Here is a 17,077-nt window from a genome sequence, read left to right as displayed (position 1 = left end):
CATTGCAGCCGGCACTGACACCGCGCCGAAATCGGCTGCCCGGACGCGGAGCCGGACCCCGTCATCCCGCGATGAGGCCGATGCGGATGGAGTCGTCGTAGGGGACGACCAGGGTCTCGCTGTTGCCGGCGATCCACTGCGCGGGGACGAGGAACAGCCTGCCGTTCGACTCGACCAGCAGGCGCAGCCCTCGGTAGCGGAAGCGGTAGGAGTCCTTCGCCGCGCCGGCGACCTCCGTCTGCTCAACTCCGCTGGGGGCATCCCGCAGGGGTTCCTTGGTGTAGAGCACGACCTCCGGACGGTGCTCGAGTGACGCCGCGTCGTCCAGCGCCCGGCCCCGGCCGTACGCGGCGGCGAAGCTGTTGGCCGTCCAGAAAGAGCCGGCTACGACGATGACGGCGACCCAGGCCAGGGCATAGCGGCTGATGCGCCGGACAGCGGGGGACTCCAGCCAAACGGCGAGCTCACCGCTGTGCGCGGCGGGCGAAGGAGGCGCGGGCGGAGGCAGAGCAGGAGGCGGATCCGCGGACGGGTCGCCGACCGCCGCACGGTGCCGGTCCCAGCGGATGGCGAAGGTGCGCAGCAGTCCGAGGCCGTAGGCGATCGCGAGGGCGCCGCACCCCAGACAGACCGGTGTCGTCGCGATCGTCTCGGTGCGCGCCACGCGCGGTATCAGGAGCCCGACGACGCCCCTGGTGAACACCAGCAGCCCGAGGAGAACGGTGAACAGCCCCACCCAACCGGTGATGGCGTCGCGATCCGAGGAGGACACCATCCAGCGGACCGTGGTGTGGGCGGCGATGACCAGCAGGCTGATGACCGCGAGGACGATGAGGGGCGGATAGACGACCTCCACGCCGTAGAGCAGCATCTCCTGCAACGACAGGTCGACCATGTCGAGGTAGACACCGAAGTAGCGGAAGCGCGCCGTCGTCGCCACGTAGCCGAAGTAGAACAGCAGGGTGGTCAGTGCGGTGGTCGGCGCGATGACGTTGGCCACCGTCCACAGGCGTGCCCAGATCTGGCTGTCCACGAGTGGAGCGTCGGGCTCCGGGCCCCGATTCGGTTCAGGATCCGGGATCGGATTCGGTTCAGGGTCCGGGGTCACGTCCCGCCTTCGGAGGGCGTTGCCGAGTCGGACGGCGTCACTTCGGAGGGGTCACCGGTCGGCCCCTGCGTGTCGTCCGAGGCCGAATCCGACGGGTCGGGAGAATCGGTGCCACCGGCGGAAGCCGAGGAGTCCGGAGCGAAGGTCATCGTGTGTGTGGTGGTGACGAGCGCCGTCACGGGATGCCCGGAGGACGGCGCGTACTGCCCGCCGAGCAGCGAGCACGGGCGGGGTGAACGCGACACGCACCGCACGGTGACCTTGATGTCGAGTGTCGCCTTCCCGGCGCCGAGCCCGTCCGGCCTGGCGAACCGGATGCTGCAACCGTGCCTCGGCGCCTGCGAGGTCGGTTCCAGCATGGTCCCGGCCGAGCAGGCGTTCACCGGGTCCTTCACGTCCGGCGCACCGTCGCGGATGTTCCATGACGCCGGTTCGCCGTCGTCATCGAGTGCGCGCACCCCGCACGGATGATAGGAGCCCACCCGTCCAAGGTGAAGAGGCCTGCCCGCGGCGAAGAGGGCACCCATCACTTCGCAAGGCCGGGTTCGCCGGAGGTCATCAGCCCCAGCGAACCGTCCGCCGCATTTGCTTGCGCCGCAGGAAGAAAGTGCCGATGCATGCGCACATGTGCGCACACCAGGGCGGACGACGACCTCGTCCTGCGCGACGGGACAGCGGACCTGGAGATCCGGGTCATCACCTCACCGGCGCCCGAACCCCTCGTCGAGACGCTGTTCACCGACGAGATGGTCGCCGTCGTTCACCGACGAGATGGTCGCCGTCGTCCGGCGCGGGCACCCCCTCGCCGGAAAGCCGCTCACCCCGGCCGCCTTCGCCGGCGCGCCGCACGTCCTGACGTCCCGGCGCGGCCGGCTGCGCGGGAGCAGGTACGTGCCGCTCTCGCCGACGACGCCGAGCCGGCGCCCGAGCACCGATGACGCACCGCGCGCCGTGCCGGTCGGCGGACCCGCTCACCGGACGCGCAGCGACGCGCTGATGGCCTTGCCCGTCCGCTGCACGACATCCGCGAGCCGTTCCAGATGCTGTGCGGGATGCGTCAGGACACACAACGCCGCCACCGGGACATCGTCCGCGGCGTACAGCGGAACGGCCACACAGCACACTCCCGGCACCACCTCCTCACGGTCGAACGCGGCACCGCGGTCCCGGATCGCCGCCGCTTCGCGAGGCCAGGACGCGGGGAGCCGGTCGAGCGGCAGAGCGCGGTCCGCCCCGGCCACCAGCACCTTGCCCGCCGCGGTGAACCACGGCCAGACCGTGCCGCTGCGTGGCGGTGGCACCACCGTGTTCTCGCCGGGCGTCCAGTCCAGTACCAGCGTCTGACCCTCGCGTAACGCGCTGATGCCCACGGTCGCGCCGGTCGCACCCAGCAGGCGGCGCACCGGCTCCCGCACCGCGGCCCGCAGCCCGGGATGCGGCTGCCACTCCTGCCCGAGCTGGAACATGCGCGGACCCATCCGGTATCCCCCGTGGCACCGCTCGACGGCGTTCAGCGCGACCAGTTGCTCCAGCAGCCGGTACGCGGTCGTCTTGGGCAGCCCGCACTCCGACGCGAGCCTCGTCAGTCCTGCCTCCCCGGCCCGGTCCACAGCCCCCAGCAGTCCGAATGCGCCCTGCAGCACACCACGCCCGCCGGCCCACGGCGGGAGATCCGCCAGGACCCCTGTCTCCGGCTCGTACGCGCCTGGCCGGTTCAACGGCTCGTTCAACTGCCTCATCGATGAGACCCCCGTCTCGATGCGATCACCACGCTGCCGGCGCTGCCCGTGGTGTCGTCGACCGACCCCCACGGCCGCGCGCGCCGCCCACCCTGACCGAACGCCGGCTCGTACCCCGCACCCCGGCTTCGCAGGGAATACGGTTCCGACGACACTCGAGTTCAGCACCGCGGAGCGTGAGTTCCGTACGCAGCGCGACGTGGACAGGTCGTAGTACGCCCGGCCCACGGGGTTGAGGCTCATCTCGCGGCGCGGAGGCGGAACCGAAAGCCGATCGCTTTCCTTGCCGGTCTTCGAGGGGCGTGGAAGGCTCGGGCGATGAGTACGGATCTTGTCGACTGGTCGTCGATCGCCGCCACGGATTTCCCGTTCCCCGCCGCCGTACCGGTCGCCCGGCTGGGCGACGAGCTGTCGGCCATGCTCGTGTCCCCCGACCCCGAAGTCCGGGACGAGCACGCCTACACCGCCGCCGCGCGCTGGATACGCGAAGGTCACCTCGACGAGGTTCTGGAGGACCTCGGTGACGCCGCCGCGGACCGTTTCACCCATCGGGAGATCCAGGCCAGGACCTTCGCGCCCCTCGTGCTCCGGTGCGTTCTGACCCGCGGACAGGCCGCCCCCGGCACGGTGCCGCGGACGGCCGCGGAGCGCTGGTACGCCGGCTTCGCCTCCTGGTACCCGTCGGAGCTCGACACCCGCGGCTGGGACGACTCCCTCGGCTGGCTGCACGCCGTCGCACACGGCGCCGACGCGGCCGCCGCGTTCGGACAGGCGCTGCCCGCCCGCCGCACCGAACTGCTGGAACTGTGCGCCCGCCGGATGACGGCCGAACACACCGACTACCGCTACGCGCAGCTGGAGGATGCCCGTCTCGCCCACGCGCTCAGCCGCATCCTGCTCGCTCCGGACCTGACGGCCGAGCAGGCCACCGGCTGGTTGGGCATCGTGACGGACGCCCTCGACGGTGGCGGCCCCGGCCCCGTTCCACCCTGGGCCTTCAACACCTTCGCCACGCTCCAGTCCCTGCATCTCCATCTCACCCGCGGCCTTGCCGACGGAGGCGTTCCACCGCACGCTCCGGTCGTCGCCGATCGTGTGGCCGCCGTCCTCCGGCTGCCCTACGGCTGGCTCGCCTGACGTTCATGGCACCGCCCGGAGGGGCAGCCGCTGTGCGCGGCCGCCCGTCCGGGCGGATGGTCATCGGGTCAGGACGTCCAGGCCGGTCCCTGCCCGGTCCAGCTGATGACCAGCTGAATGTCGTCCAGCTTGCCGGAGTCGAACAGAGCAGCGGCGTCCTCGCCGAATCCGAGCAGCCAGTCTCCCCTGGGACTGGTTCCGGAGAGCGAGGCCCAGGTCGCGGCGTTGCCCCGCCGGGTGCTGGCCGTGCCTTCCGTGGTGGTGGCGCTTCCACCGCCCTTGATGCGACGCAGCGACAGCAGCGTGTTGGGCACCGGTTCACCACTGTCGAGCCGGACGGCGACCGCGGAGGTGACGAGGCCCGAGATCCCGACCGGGAAATCGATGTCCCGCAGGTTGAGCGTGACCGAGCGGGCCTTCGGGTCTGCGGGGTTGTTGAGGTCGTACCACTGGTCGGGGAAGTCGGTCGCCAGGCTGAACACCCGGTCCGAACCGCGCTCCCGGGATCCGTTGAACCGGTTGATCAGCTGGCTGCGGTAGCCGTCGTCGTACAGGGCCGTGTAGTCGATCGTGAGCATCACATCGGCGATCGCGGCGAAGTCGATCGGATTCGCGGCGGGCGGAAGGTGGAGTTCCCACGTGGTGTCCACGCCGCTGGACTCGAACGGCCGCAACATGTCGGCCTGGGCGTCGAGTTCGAAGACCCCGCTGGCGTTGACCGGTGACGTCAGAGCGACCACTCCGGGGTCGTGCCGCACCACGATGTCCTTGAAGCCGCTGTCCTGCCGGGTGGTCACCCGGGAGATGCCGTTGGAGGCCAGCGTGGCGCGAACGCCCCGCTCCGGCGGAAAGAGCCCGGCGATGCTGACGCGTACCTGGCTGATCATCCGGCAGAACTGACCGGGGAAATCACCGTCGAACAGGGACATCGGGGTGGCGAAGGCGATGGATCCGGTACGACGGAACTCCAGGAACTCCACCGGCATGAGCTGGGCGAGGGAGAACGTCTGGGACAGGTTGAGACGCCGGCGTTCCGACCGGAAGGCGTACTCCTCCAGGCCGCTCAGGTCCTGGCTGAGCCGTTCCGCTCCGGTCAGCCCCCGGCGATTGACCTGATTGCTGGTGTCGGTCGTCTCGGCCGGCGTCTGCCAGTAGTCGTTGCCGATCAGTGTCTGGGCCGATTCGGCCCGCTCAAAGGCCAGTTGCGCCTGCGCCAGCCGCGCGGTGGCGGTGGCCTGCTGCAGGAAGTACCGGTACGTCCCGCCGAGCGTGTTGCTCATCCACAGATACAGATCGGCGTTGGTGAACTGGTCGTTGAGGAACTTCAGCGTCGCTGTCGCCTGGTCGCGCTGGAGGGTGGCGATCGCCTGCTCCTGAGTGGCTATCGTCACCTGGTCGTTGGCCGTCACCATCTGCGCGGCCGCGACCAGTGAGTCCTGCTCGGCAGAGGTCTTCTGCAGGCGCCACTCGTCCTTGTGCTGCTCGATGCCGGCCTTGAGCTGGTTGGCATCCATCCGTGCCTGGAGGGTGTTCTCGCTGGCCTGGAAGATGCCCCTGCTGACAAGTCCGGCCGTGATGGACATCGCTATGGCCGGCCTGGCGCCGCCGGAGAAGACCGCACCTGCGAGGTCAGCCGCGTTGTACGCCTGCTGCAGGACACCGACCGCCGTGTCGACGGCGTTGATGGTGTTCCGGATGGATCTCATCTCGCCGTACTGGTCGAGGAGGTCGCGCTCGTACTGGTTCGGCGGCAGACCGATCTGCCGCTCGTAGGTCCTGACCATGACGTCGGCCTTGGCACGCTGGGCTGCCGCCGCCTTGACCGCGTCGTTGGCCTCCGTCACCCGACTGGTGGCGAGGCCGATCTGTGCGTTGGTCAGATCGATCCCCTTGCCCGCGTCGAAGGCCCGCAGGCTGCGATCGTCGTACTTCTCGAGTGCGGCGAGGTAGCCCGCCTCCATCTGGGTTGCCTGGGACACGAGTTGATGCGCCCGCTCCATCAGCGTCTTGAAGCGGAAGGGCGTGGGCTGGCTCACCGTGATCGTCCCGACGACACCTTGCGTACGGGGCATGCCCGCGATGTTCCGCCCCTGACGCAACTTGGCGAGCTGTACGTTCACCCGCGCCGACAGCGACTCCAGCTCCGGGATCGGCAGGATCGGCTCACCGGGATTCATCGGCTCGAGCGGGCGCAGCGCGGGAACGGAGAGCAGTCGGCGGGCGGCGAGGTAGAGGGTCCTGGCGTGGGCGACCGACTCACCCGTCTCGCGGCTGAATTCGGAGTCCGCGAAGTCGATGTGGCACCGGATCACCGCCAGCAGCGTGGCACGGGTGTAGGGGGCCGGACGGTTGTCCACGAGCCCGAACGGATCCAGCTTCTCCGTCCACTGGGGAGGGAATTTGAGATCGGGGCGGACCGCTGTCTCGGTGGCGATCCGGAGGTAGCAGGATTTGGCCACGCCGTCGTCGTACGGGTACACGAGCCAGTACCAGTCGAGCGCCGCACGGTAGTCACCGGCGGTCTGCAGCCGCTGGGCCAGCAGGAGAGGCACGGCCCAGAAGGTCTCCCGGTTCTCCGCGTCCGGCCTGCCCACCTGAAGCCTCCTGAGGTCGTCCTGGTGCGTGGCCGACCTGGGGGGATCAAGATATTTGAAGGCCGAGCCCGCGTAGTCGCCCGCTGCTTTCACGGCCTTCTGCGCGCTGAAGACGCCCGGCCCGCGGATGGCCTCGAAGAAGGCGGCCAGTTGCGGCCTGCCGCGCGGCACCAGCAGGGTCGGGTCGAGATTCCGCTCGGGAAACAGGAACGCCGTGGTGGCGGCCTGCCAGCTTCCCATTTCACCCATCCAGACCCATGCGCGGGTGAACGTGTCCGGGTTGCCGAGTCTCCAGCTGAACGCAGGATGCGTCGGCAGCATCTCGCCGGATCTCTTGGCGGACAGGAGCGACTGAATGCTCTCCAGCGCCTGCTTGACGCGGGTGGTGCGCAGCGATCCGCCGGCGAGGACATCGACGAGGAACAGGGCCGTCATCTCCTCCCCGATGACACCCGTGGTCGTGGGTTTCAGGTCGTCGAGCAGGGCGTCGCGCAGAATCGGCAGGGCGACCTGCTCGGCCGCGATGACTGCCTGCCCGTTCCCTTCGATGATGTCCGCGCGCTGCGTGGTCCGGCTGCGCAGCACGGACTGCCAGTCGTGACGGGCATCGCTGTCGACGCGGTACGTGCTGACCCGCGGACCGGCACCGGAGAGGACGAAGTAGTCGGGGGAGAGCGCGAACGCGGTCTCCTGGGTCGTCCAGACCGGGAACAGCTGGCGCTTGTGGGCCCCGGTGAGGACCGAGACGGCGTCCTTCCACTCGGCGGCCGAGAGGTTCCCGGTGGCGGCGAGCCGGGCGAGCTTCCGCAGGAGGAGGAAACCGGGGCGGCTCAGTCCGACCGACGCGAGCAGGCCACTGATGTCGGCGCCCTGGTTCTCCTTGCTCTCCCAACGGGCGAGGTCGGCACCGGGCAACGCCTGGGTCACCATGGCCGTGAGTCCCAGGATCGCGGTGGCGGCATTGACGCGCAGTGCGTCGAGCATCTGCTCGTAGCCGGCGAGCGTCCCGGCTCGCTGCGTCAGCAACAGCCGGACGGGGTCACCGTTCGGACCCTCGATGACGTCGGCGGCGCTGATCACATCCGGGTCGGCGAGCACCCCGTACGCCCGCGGCGTCGTCGGGTGCTGGTCCTGATCGGCCCAGGACAGCGCCAGCCCGGCCAGCTGCCAGGTGAGCAGCAGCGGGGTCGATGGCGTACGCAGCGGGTCGGACCGGGTGGTGGAGGTGAGACCGAAGAGGGTTTCCAGCGCCGCTTCGGTGAGGCCCGGGCCATCCAGTACCAGCTGGTCCAGCTCATCGGGTTTGGCCGCCGACAACCGGATGCCGAGTCGTGCCGCCAATGCCTGGCGAACGGCGGGCGCGGCGCCCCGGACCAGCCGCAGCTCCGCGTAGGAGGTGCCCACCGCGGCGAGCAGCGACGTGTACGCCGCATTGCGGTAGGCCTCCTCGCCTGCCGCTCCGGGCCCGGCAGGGGTCCCGGTGGCCGCGATGCGTGCCCGGAGCAGTTCCACGGGCACACGCAGTTGGTTGATGTCGACGTTGCCCTGGTCAGCGGCCGCGGACAGCGGCTGGCTCAGCCGGTCGAGCGGCTGGCCCAGAACACGGACAAGGGTGGCGGTGTCCAGCGACGCCTCCGGTGGTCCCGGAACCTTGACCTGCTCCTGGGCGAAGGACAGCAGGGCAACCAGATACTCCCGTTCGTTGAGCCGCTCCTCCAGCGTCTTCGGCTTGAAGTCGCTGATGACCACGACCGGGAACTCCGTCGGCTTGAGCATCGTGTTGCCTGCCGCGTCGGTCGCCCACACATAGATCGTGTGCGCGCCGAACCCTTTCAGCGGCACGTCGGCAAGCCATTTGCGGAAGTCGCCGGGGGTCAGTGCCTGCGCCGTCGTTCTGGTTCCTTCGGGACTCAGGGCCCAGGCCACCGCCGCTTTTCCGCCGATCATCCCGCTCTGGGGGTCCTCCGCGGTTCCGCTGATGTGCGCGGTCCCCTGCCCGTCCTTGTCACCGAGAACGTCGGCCTGCGGAACGACGGGCGCGCGGGGCAGTCCGACGTCACGGCCGGTTATCGTGCGGACCTTTGTCGACGTGAAACCGTCCCGGTCGCCGACGGTCACCGCGATCGGCCGCGGTCCCAGCGGCAGGGAGCTGAGGGTGAGGGTCTTCTGGTATTGGGTGCTGGAGATCGTCTCGGCCGAAACGAACTGACCGTCCACGGCGATACTGACCGTGACCGGGAAGAACTGGTCGGCCGGAATGCTGACCCTCAGATCGACCGACCCAGGGCTCTCCCCCAGATCGACCACCGCACCCTCGGCCGGCGCCGTCACCGTGAAAGCCGGTGGAACCGCCGCCGCCACCTGGAAATTGACCGGGCCGGAGACGAAGACCCGCCCCGTGTCGGTGACGCCTTGAGCTGTGACCGTGTGGGTACCAGGCGTCGGGAACGTCAGAGCGAAGTCCCCACCGCTCCGGTTCTCCCGTGCCTTCTCGACGCCGTCGATGCTGACGGCGGTCTGTACGTACGCGACGAGAGGAGTCGATATCCATTTCCCGTTGATGAAATCCCATCTGAAGCTCGCACCTCGGAAGGCATCCACCGACACCGTGGCGGCAATTCCCGCCACCACCCGCCCGGCCTGCGCGGAAACGCTCACCGACGGCTGGATGGGGTCCGGCGTCGGCCCCGGCTGCTCGATGATGGACTCCACCGGCCCGGAGTCCACTGCTGATAATTCTCTGTCCATCACGAGAAACCCCGTCCGATAGTCGATCTGCTGGAAATGAGCGGTTTCATGACAAGGCATGGGCGCGACACGGTGCTATGCGCCTGTCGTCATGGTCAGGTGCGTCACGCCCGGCAGTGAGAGCGTCCCCTGACCTGTCAGTTCGACCTTCGCCGAGTGCGGAGGACCGAGCAGGTCGATCGGCCTGCCGTAGCGCCAGATGCGAGTGACATACAAGGCGACCCGAGCGTCCTCGCCGCCGGTGGACGTGGCCACGTCGAACATGTCCCCGGGGGACACCACACCCTCCAGGCAGCGCACGATGCACACAGCGCGGTCGACGGTCGCTTCCTCGGTGTCCTCGACGCTGATGCGGGCTCTATTTGCCATGGGCGGCGGCCTCCTTGATGAACTGCTGGGTCTGTGCCAAAGTGAGTTTCGGGGTATTGGCCAAAGTCGGCGAGATGTTCTCGATACTCATCCGCCCCGGTATCTCGATTCCCATCCGCCCCAGAATCGCACGGGCGGCACTCGTCGGGATCTCGATGCTGGCGCGGCTCGCGAACTCCGCGGGGCTCAGCTCGACTCCGACTTCCAGCTCCGAGGCGATGTATCCCTCGTGAGTGGCGACTCCTACCAGATCCCCCGGTTGTGCGATCTGGATGACCGACTGCCCGAACTGTTCGGCGTGCGCGCCGAACACGGTGGCGACTCCCGGATCGGTGGTCGTGGGAGTGATCCCCACCCGCTGCGTTCCGGCGCTGCCCTGATAACCGCGTGTTGTGCCCCGGAAGAGTGCCGGACCGCTCGGGGCTGCCGGCTGAACAGTCGCAGCAGGGTCACTGGCCGTGGACTTGAGGTAGGTCGGCTCGGCCGGCGGCGCACCCGCCCCGCCCGGCGAACCTGACCGCCCGCCACCGTCGGCGGACGTCGCGCCGGGACCTTTCGGAGCCGAGCCGCTGGGCACCGCTCCCAGCGGTCGGCCCGTCTTCCACATCACATATCCCTGAGCGGCCGTGTGAGCCAGACCTGCCGCGCTCACGAAGTTCTCCTCGAGACGCTGCGCCGAGGGGCCGAGAAGAGCGCCGACCGCGGTGGGCCGAGGCCTGCCGCCCAGCGCCTGCACCGCCCCCGAACCTGCGACGTCAGCGCCTGCCACCATCAGCGGGGCGCCGACGACGCAGCCCACGCCCGTCTCGCACAACGCCGCTCCCGCGACGAAGGCCGCCGCGCCACCCAGTACCTTGGCCCCGCCCTCCACCCGGGGGGCGATCTCCTCCTTGGTGAACTCGAGGGGCTCCCACTCCCGCGGATCCCAGGTGAACTCCCAGTCCGTCCCCGCGGTGTCGGTCCTGTTCATCGGGCCACCGCCGCACATCTGGTACTGGTTGACGCCGCCGGCCGGTCCCCTGGGGTCACAGCCGCTCCAACGAGCCGTCCACGGCAGGTAGTAGCGCGCCGAGTGGTGGGCCAGACCGCTCTCCTCGTCCCGCTCGCAACCGGTGAAGCGGTAGCGCTTGCGGGTGTAGCTGCCGAAGCTGGTTTCGCCGTACGGGGTGTATTCCTCGCGGTTGGTGAGAGTGCCCGCGCCGTCGACGACGGCAGTGCTGCTGCCGAGGTGGTCCGAGAGCTGGACGGCGACCGCCGGGCCGCGGTCCTCGGGGTGGGCGGGGCCGAGGCGGACCAGCGCGACCCGCCGGGAATCGTCCATGACGTGGACCTGGTTGTTCTCGCCCACTCCCGGGGCGGCCGCCGATGCGGGCGCCGCAGCGGCCCAGCGGTGATGCTCGAAGGTGCCGTCGACGTAGTGGGTGACCTCGACGGCACCGCCCTGGCGGCGGACGATCTTCTTCACCCGCAGGCCGGACGCGTCGTACAGGTACTGGGCGTGGACGGAGGGTTCGGCGCCCGGAGTCTGGGTCGCGAACGCCTTCAGCCGGTCGGCGTGGTTCCACGCGAAGTGCCGCGAGGTCGTCTCGGCGACCAGGTTGCCGTTGCTGTCGTACGTGTAGGTGTACGGCGTCTTCCCCACGGCCATCGCCCGCAGCCGGTTGCTGTCGGTCGCGACGTCGAAGGCGCGGCTGAAGCCGCCCGTGCCACTGTGGCCGAGGCTGAGGACGCTGCCCACCGCGTCGTAGCGGTACGTCTCCGTGTACGCCTGCGCCTTCGTGACATCAGTGCCGCGCGGCAGGTCGCTCCACGGATCCCCGGCGGGCTGCGCTTGGTACTCGCGGCCGGTCGCGGCGAGCAGCCGGTAGACCGGGTCGTAACTGAACCGCCGGTCGAGTGCGTCACCGCTGCCGAGCAGTTTGCGCAGGACGGGGTCGGTGGCACCGAGCGCGTCGGGGTTGTTGGGGATGCCGCTGCCAGGTGCCCGGTCGCGGACGGTGAGGATGTTCCCGACGAGGTCGTAGTCGTAGCCGTAGTCCTGCAGTGCGGCTCCGGTCGGACGGTAGGTCAGCCCGTCAGCGGCGAGGGTGAACCGCTCGCTCCGCAGCCTGGTCGGCCGGAACGTGTGCGGGTCGTAGGCGTACCGGGTCATCACCCCGTTGCCGTAGGCGACCAGGGACCGCTGTCCCTTGGCGTCGTAGGCGATCCGCTGCACATGGACCGCGTCGTCGAGGCGCATCCCCTCGAGTGCGCCCGCCCTGTTGTACGTGGGGTGGAGTTCTCTGCGTCGGCCCTCCACGTCGGTCGGCAGCACGTGTCTGACGACCCGGTTGAGCGCGTCGTAGCCCGTCGTCGTGACGTAGCCACCGGGTTCGAGCAGTTGCGCATCGCGCGCCGCCCGCCCCTGTCCGGCCGCGGGTGTCCACTCCACCTGGAACGGCACCACCTGCCAGCCCTTGGTCTTCGCCGCCGTGTACGTGGCGAGGATCGGCGCGTCGGCGATCACCCGCCGGGCGGATTCCAGCACGTTGCCCTTGAAGTCGACCAAGGTGACGGTTTCGAGGCCCGCCTCGTCGTACTGGCGCACCGGACGGCCGAGCAGGTTGACCACGCGGGCCGCGGCCCGGTCGGTGGCCGGCTGGTCGGAGGCACCACCGTCCCCGTATTCGATGAGCCGGCGCAGTGTCACAGACCCTGCGGAGTCGTCCCGCGCCCAGACATGAGTCGGCCTGCCCAGAACATCGGACACACCGAGCGTCAACGCACCCTTGCTGTCGCGGGCTTCGACCGGATTGCCGAGCGCGTCCGGAACGCTGTCCCGGCGCCCCGCGTCGATGCTGTCCGTACGCCAGCGCCGCTTGGCCACGTCGAAGCGGTACCGGAACGCATCCCGTCCGAGCGCGTCCGTGACCGTCACCAGATTGCCCTGGATGTCGTACACCGATCTGGAGGTCAACAGGTCGGCGTCCGCCACCCCGTTGCGGGCGACGGTGCGCACCGTACGGCCCAGGGCGTCGACCTCGGTGCTGGCCGGGGTGTTCCAATGACCGCGATACGCCCCCGCGGTGTCACCGTGGGTGCGACCCGCGTTGTCGTTCTGGTCGTAGGTGTAGGACTCCCATGGCGTCGGTACAAACACCTCGGGAACCGCCAGGTCGGCGGGGATTCCGAGGATGACGCGCTGTTCGCTGCCGTCGGGGTTCAGCGTTCGTACGACCTGCCCGCGCGGATCGTAGAACATGCTTGTCTTCTGGCCCGTCCGGGTACCGAGCGGCGGGACGTGGTCGAAGCCGGTGGAGAAGAACGGCTCGTACTTCTCCACCACCCGGCCCTTGTTGTCGTAGACCTGCGCACCGGAGACGATCACGTTGTCCGGGTCCGCGGGGCCGCGTGTTCGACCGGTGGTGTCGCCGACCGGCGCGAGGTCCTCGCCGGGTATGGCGCCGCCGCCGTGGGTCGGGTCGCCGAAGAGGGTGTCCTCCGCCTGGGAGCGGGTCTGCAGCAGCCGCCCGAACCCGTCGGAGTACGTCACCGACACGATCACCTCGTCGCGCTGGGCGGCCGGGACGTTCGTGTCCGTGTCGTGGCGCACCCGGCGGACGGTGCGCGCGGAGGCGGGTCGACCGCGCTCGGCAAAAGCGAGCAGATCGTAGGTCGTCCGCGAACTCGCCGCGTCGCGGTCACCCTCGCCCCGCTTGCCGCGCACGAAGTGGGCGGTGACGAGCCCGATGGGAGAGAACGTCACCGTGCCGGTGTTGCCGTTGGCGTCGGTCGTCTCCCTGGTCTGCAGCATGCGGTAGTCGTGCACCGCGAGGGTCTCGAGGCCGACGGCATCGATCAGCCGTACCGGCAGCAGATCGTGCTGGTCGTAGACGATCTGGCTCTGCGCGCCCAGCGGGTCGAGCGACGCGACCGGCAGTCCTCGCGGCACCCGGCCGGCGACGTGCACGTCGTAGCGGCGCCGAGCGCCGGTCACGTAGTACCCGCCGGGCGATCCGGGCACGTCGGTGTCCGTGTGGTGCGTGTAGCCGGCGAGACCGGGCAGCGCCGCGCGGAACCCGGGCGGGTACTCGGCCGGCCAGGTCGCGACCCCGCCGGGGGCCAGATACACGGGCCGCGGTCCGATCGCGAGCGGGTCGCCGGGCGGATAGAGGGCGTTGAGGAAGGCATCCGTGAACGTGAGGGACTCGGTGCGGACCGGCAGCCCGTGGTCGCCGAGGGTGCCGAGTGGCAGTCCGGTGAACGCGTCGCCGTCGTAGTACGTGCGGGCGTGGCCGATCACCCGCAGCGACAGACCGGCCTCCGTCGGGCCGGAAAGGATCGCGTCGCGCAGCTGCGCGACGCTGAGCCGGCCGTCGTTGACCACTTCGTAGCTGGTCGTCCGGCCCACCCGGTCGATCAGATAGTGGTCGGCGTCGTCGCGGCGGGAGTACTCGGTGGTGGCATACGTGGCCAGGTACGGCTGGGGTGCGGCGGTGACGGCGGCCATCGGGTCGCGGCCCCGGGGAACGGCGATGGAGATCTGCCCTGCCGGGAAGCCGTACCCGTCGTAGCCGCTGGGGACGGTGAACCGGGTCATCGGGTCGTCGCCGCGCTCGTACTGGGTGGTCCGGCTGCCGAGGCTGAACGGGAAGAAGATTCGTTCCCGCACGTCCTCCAGCCCGTCCCCGGAGCCGGCCGGCGGTGGCGACTCCTCCCGCACCCCGGAGATCGTCTCGGTGACGGTGTAGGGGCGGTGCTCGCGGTCGGTGCCGTCCAGACCGTACAGCTCCGTGCGCAGCAGCTGTCCGCGCAGCGTCCGCAGCGCGGCCCTGCGGGCGCTTCGGGGCAAGGCGGCCAGGAAGGCGGTCTGCCCCGGGGGGCGGGACAGCATCGGTACGTCCAAGCCGGAGTATTCGTGCCACAGATCCAGTTCGGTCCACTCCCCCGCCTCCACGGCGGCGACCGGTCCCGGGTGGAACCAGCTCTTCGTGAGGGTGGGCGGCGAGAAGTGCCCGTCCGGCACGGCGCCGGGCCCTGTCGTGGGCGCCGTCCCGAAGGATTCGCTGTCCAGCTGTTCGACCATCGCGAAGCCGCGGAACTCCCGCTCCACGCCGTCCCAATAGCCGTGGTGATAGCGGTACTTCGTGGTCAGCCGGCCGCCCGAGAGCGCGTCGCTCACCTCGACCCGGGACACCACCTGCACCGGGAACGGCAGGGTGGTGCGCCAGCGAGTCTCCGGATGGTGCTGGTCACGGAGGTACTCCTGCGTCGACGGCGCGTAGGTGACCTGCGTGGTGGCTCCGAGGTGGTGGTCCATACCGGTCAGCAGATGCGGCTTGACGCCACCGGCGAAGTCCAGGAAGCGCAGGTGCGGCCTCCCCGAACCGTCGTCGGCCCGGCTGAAGAGCAGGCCGGCCATCCCGGTTCCGTACAGGTCGGACAGCTGGAGCGAATCGCTTCCCGTGACGGCCGGAGTGCCGGTGATGGTGACGGGCTCTTCGGTCCAGGCGTTGCCGGACTGGTTGCCCCACAGCAGCACCCGCCCGTGGTCGACATGGATCAGGTCGGCCGCGCCGTCCCCGTCGACGTCGCCGAGCAGCACCCGGCGCGGATCGAAGCCGTCGGGCAGCCGGGGCGACCGGCGCATCGTCACCCGCGCTCCCCAGCGGCCATGGCCCTGGTTCGGCCAGTACGCGATGTTCCCGTTGCGGAGCAGCACGATGTCCTGCAGTCCGTCGCCGGTCATGTCCGCGAACCGCACCCGGGGATCCGCCAGATCCACGAGCGGTCCGGTGCTCTGTGAGGTGCGCTGCCACGCCTGGCGGGGGTCGGGATCGTTGAACCAGCACTCCAGGCGGGTACCCGAACGCAGCACGTCGGTGAGCCCGTCACCGTCCAGGTCGAGCAGTCTCACGTTCGGATCGGAGAGCCGGACCGACGGCGACTGCCGGTAGGGCCGGAACGAGCGATGGCTCCAGCCGCCCGCGAAAGTCATCGGGTAGTAGCCCGCGGTCGCACCGGAAGTCCGGCCGCCCGAGGTCACCACAGGCACGACCAGGTCGGCGCGGCCGTCACCGTCGGCGTCCATGAACCGCACCCCGGGATCGGCGAGGGACACCGGCGGCGCCTCGGCCATCTGCCGGGGAAGCTCGAACCGACCGCCGCCGGCGTTGCGCCAGACACGCTTCGTGGCCCCGAACTCGACCAGGTCGGGAAGTCCCGTCCCCCGCAGGTCGACCAGGGCCAGCGTCGGGTCGCCCAGCGACGCCGTCGGCAGGGCCGGCCCGGCCAGCGCTTCGAACCGGCGCACGGCCGGATCGAACCCCGAGTACCCGAAGGTCAGCGGCGGCAGGTTCTCCAGTAACGGGTCCTGGCCCGGCGGCTGATCCTGGCCGTCGATCCCGACCACGTCGACGCGGATGAGCAGTGAGACACCGTTGAACCCGGCCTGCTGGTAGGTGAACCGGCACTCCCGGGCCACCCGGGCGATGCCGTCCGCGGCGTGGGTGGTCACCCGGACGGTGCGGCAGCGCAACGACGTCCGCACCTCGAACCCGGACCGGTGGTCCGAGAACGCGTCGGGCCGCGACTCGTAGTCGAAGTCCACCGCGACGAGGAACGACGGTTCGGCCCGGTCACCGTAGTCCGCGTAGGAGATCCGGGCGAGCAGCGGACTGTCCCACGTGTGCCCCGCCTCCTGGCCGTGGTCGCGCAGATAGTCGTAGCGGATCACGTTGCCCAGCGCGTCCTCGGTCCGGGTGATCCGCCACCCGAAGACCCGGCTCGCGTCATCGGGATCAGCGACCACTGCGGGGTCGCGCCAGGTGGCGTCCGCGGTGGCCGGACGGGGCGTCCCGTAACGGGTCAGCAGACCGTCCTTCCCGCGGACCTCCCAGTAGTTCCCGGAGGCGTCCCTGACGTGCTCGATCCGCGCGAACAGGCCCTCCGTCCGCGGCCGGTACCGCACCCGGCCCGGCCGGCCACCGTCGACGGGCACCAGATCCTCGGCCCCCGACAGGACGAACACATCGGCCCGGTCCGCCCCGGGCCCGGCAGGCCCGGCCGTCTCCGTTTCCGCGTATCGGGGAATGCCTCGGGACGTCTTGCGGGACACCCCCGGCAGGCTCAGCTGCCATCCCTGGCCGAACGGCCCGTTCCCGTTGCCGGTGCTGTATCCCAGCGACAGGTGCGGTGCCAATCCGAGCCGGCCGGCGGGGACCGTGATCGGCACCGTGCAATTCCCCGTCCCGGTGAACAGGTCCGGAGTGAACGTCTCCCCCATGCCGCCGACCGCACCGCCGCCTTTCGGCAGCGACAGCACCGCACCCTCCACCGTGGAATCCGCTCCGTCGCTCATGACCCGCCCCCGCTTCGACATCGCCGAATCCCACGAAGGAGTC

General features: G+C 70.0%; 8 protein-coding genes. 1 reads left to right on the top strand and 7 read right to left on the bottom strand.

Annotation, left to right across the window (positions count from 1 at the left end; translation table 11 throughout):
• Positions 1-61: 61 nt before the first annotated feature.
• The 4 genes from C8250_RS39380 to C8250_RS39365 all read right to left on the bottom strand — a co-directional run bounded on the left by C8250_RS39380 (position 62) and on the right by C8250_RS39365 (position 2,847).
• Entirely contained in the window at positions 62-1,033 is a 972-nt protein-coding gene (locus C8250_RS39380; protein WP_138356635.1) for a hypothetical protein, read from the bottom strand.
• Positions 1,034-1,104: 71 nt separating this feature from the next.
• The gene (locus C8250_RS39375) at positions 1,105-1,566 is read right to left on the bottom strand and encodes a hypothetical protein (protein WP_138356636.1); all 462 of its coding nucleotides are present in this window, start codon (positions 1,564-1,566) and stop codon (positions 1,105-1,107) included.
• 243 nt (positions 1,567-1,809) lie between these two features.
• On the bottom strand, positions 1,810-2,040 hold the full coding sequence (locus tag C8250_RS39370) for a hypothetical protein (protein ID WP_138356637.1): 231 nt from the start codon (positions 2,038-2,040) through the stop codon (positions 1,810-1,812).
• Between the two features lie 39 nt (positions 2,041-2,079).
• Complete coding sequence (locus tag C8250_RS39365; RefSeq protein ID WP_138356638.1) at positions 2,080-2,847, bottom strand: helix-turn-helix domain-containing protein; 768 nt, start codon at positions 2,845-2,847, stop codon at positions 2,080-2,082.
• A 318-nt stretch (positions 2,848-3,165) separates the two neighbouring features.
• Here C8250_RS39365 and C8250_RS39360 point away from each other — a divergent pair, with 318 nt between their 5' ends.
• A complete protein-coding gene (locus C8250_RS39360; RefSeq protein WP_138356639.1) occupies positions 3,166-3,984 on the top strand; it encodes a DUF2785 domain-containing protein in 819 nt (272 codons plus the stop codon).
• Between the two features lie 68 nt (positions 3,985-4,052).
• Here C8250_RS39360 and C8250_RS39355 read toward each other — a convergent pair whose 3' ends face one another.
• The 3 genes from C8250_RS39355 to C8250_RS39345 are packed head-to-tail and all read right to left on the bottom strand — an operon-like array spanning position 4,053 to position 17,034.
• Positions 4,053-9,386, bottom strand: a complete 5,334-nt coding sequence (locus C8250_RS39355; protein WP_138356640.1) for a neuraminidase-like domain-containing protein — start codon at positions 9,384-9,386, stop codon at positions 4,053-4,055.
• Positions 9,387-9,401: 15 nt separating this feature from the next.
• The gene (locus tag C8250_RS39350) at positions 9,402-9,695 is read right to left on the bottom strand and encodes a hypothetical protein (protein ID WP_138356641.1); all 294 of its coding nucleotides are present in this window, start codon (positions 9,693-9,695) and stop codon (positions 9,402-9,404) included.
• A complete protein-coding gene (locus tag C8250_RS39345) occupies positions 9,685-17,034 on the bottom strand; it encodes a SpvB/TcaC N-terminal domain-containing protein (RefSeq protein ID WP_187145168.1) in 7,350 nt (2,449 codons plus the stop codon). The genes C8250_RS39350 and C8250_RS39345 overlap by 11 nt, the downstream gene beginning before the upstream one ends.
• Positions 17,035-17,077: the final 43 nt, after the last annotated feature.

This window comes from Streptomyces sp. So13.3 (genome assembly GCF_005860785.2).
Taxonomy (GTDB): domain Bacteria; phylum Actinomycetota; class Actinomycetes; order Streptomycetales; family Streptomycetaceae; genus Actinacidiphila; species Actinacidiphila fildesensis.
Note: the sequence above shows the minus strand (reverse complement) of the source record. Positions and strands in the feature narration are given on the sequence as shown.